This window comes from Spirillospora sp. NPDC046719 (assembly GCF_040645715.1).
Classification (GTDB): domain Bacteria; phylum Actinomycetota; class Actinomycetes; order Streptosporangiales; family Streptosporangiaceae; genus Spirillospora.
In genome coordinates, this window is record NZ_JBEYYT010000847.1 from 1 (window position 1) to 1,814 (window position 1,814).

Consider the following 1,814-nt stretch of genomic DNA (forward strand, 5'->3'; position numbering starts at 1 on the left):
GCTGACGGCAGGCACGGAAACGGCCTGCCGTCAGCGCAGGGGTGCGAATCCTCGGATGAAGGCGTCGACGGCGACGGTCCACCGCCTGTCGCGCGACTCGGCCGTGCTGCCGAGCCAGCCGGCGTTCTCCTGAGTCGCGAGACCGATGGCAAGACCGAGCAACGCATGGGCGATGTCGATCGGGTCACCGGACATGCCGCCCGCCTGTACGCAGCGTCCGACCCGGTCGACGAGGAACCGGCGGGCGCCGTCACCGAGCGAGCGCTCATCACGGTCGGGTTCGAAGCCGTCGAAGGGCCTGTTGTACATCACGTTGAAGAGGTTCGGATTGTCAGAGGCGAAGGCTCGGAACGCGTGTACGGTCGCTGCCAGGTCAGCGGTCGCATCGCCGGTCGTACCGAGCCCTTCGAACGCGGCGTTGAGCCGGCGGAACCCCTCGAAGAACAGCTCACGGATGAGTCCGGCCTTGTGGCCGAAGAGCTCGTAGATGGCCGGAGGAGATGTTCCGGCGAGTCCGGCGACCCTGCGCGTCGTCACTGCCGTGACCCCCTCCGCGGCGAGGACGTCGATCGCCGTGTCGAGGATGTGTCGACGCAGCTCCGGAGTTCGTTCCTTGGCCGGAGGCATGGCGGCTCCTTCAGCCGATCAGTTCGCCGCGGCCGAGACGACGCGGGCGGCGAATTCCTCGCGGTCGTCCTCGATCGCCGCCGTGAGCGCGGCGATCAACGGGGCTCTCGTCCGCCGCTTGGTCGCACACTGCGCATCGCGGTCGAGGCGGGTCAGCGCGATCGCCGCCTCGGCGATCCGCTCGTCGAAACGGCCGGGCTCGACGACCTCGTCGAGGAATCCGGCGGCCACCGCACCCTGCGGACCGAAGACCTCGGCCAGGAGGGTGGCCCGTTGGAAGGCCGCCGGGGTCAGCCGCTGCCGCAGGATCGTGATCGCGGCGCGCGGCATGGTCAGCCCGATGGCCACCTCATTGGCCGTCAGGCGCGCCGGTGCCGTGGTCGCGATCCGGTAGTCACCGCTCAGCAGAAGGAAGGCGCCCATCGCGACGGCGTGGCCGGTACAGGCGACCACCACCGGACGCGGATGCGAGAGGACCCGGAGGGCGAGTTCGAAACCACCGACCACCATCCCGGCGCTCGCACCGGACGCCTCTCCGAGCAGGTTCAGGTCGAACCCGGCGGACAACACTCCCGGACGCCCGCGCACGACGACCACCCCGTCGTCCCGCTCGGCTTGGTCGAACGCCGCAGTGAGCTCGGCCTGCATCTGAGGCGACATGACGTTCACCTTGCCGTCGTCGATGCCTATCCAGCTGACTCCGGCGTCGTACGTGTACTGGACCCGTTCACCCATGCTCTCCTCCTCCGACCGCCGTGACCGTATCGGCGTTTCGGAACATTGATACAAAACGATGATACGGAAGAACCCGACACAACTTCCAGGGAGCGCCTCGGGGAACGACGTCCACCACCCGGACCCGTCAGTCGAGCTCGATCGACGCGGACTCACGAAACGGGCGGCCGGCACCGCAAGGTCACCGCCACGGTCGTGGCCGCCCCGCGGCGTGGCCGGCCCAGCGAGGCACCGTCTTCGTGGCTTGCGACTACCTCGGTGGCGGTGAAGGAACGCGCCCGGATGACGGCGATTTCACATGCACGACTTCGCCGATACCCGCGAACGGCTCTGGCGGCGGCGGGCTGGTCGCAGCTGGTGGCGGCCGGCTGATCGAACCGGCGCGGCGTTCACCTGCTCACGGGTCGCTTTCGTCGGCACTCGGCAAAGCAGCGGCGCCGTGGCGCGACGGG

The 1,814-nt window shown here is 69.1% G+C and carries 2 protein-coding genes; both read right to left on the reverse strand.

The annotated features are described in order from the left end of the window. Positions 1-30: 30 nt before the first annotated feature. The gene (locus ABZ914_RS50885) at positions 31-627 is read right to left on the reverse strand and encodes a TetR/AcrR family transcriptional regulator (protein ID WP_500201755.1); all 597 of its coding nucleotides are present in this window, start codon (positions 625-627) and stop codon (positions 31-33) included. Positions 628-645: 18 nt separating this feature from the next. Then, the gene (locus ABZ914_RS50890; RefSeq protein ID WP_500201756.1) at positions 646-1,536 is read right to left on the reverse strand and encodes a crotonase/enoyl-CoA hydratase family protein; all 891 of its coding nucleotides are present in this window, start codon (positions 1,534-1,536) and stop codon (positions 646-648) included. Positions 1,537-1,814: the final 278 nt, after the last annotated feature.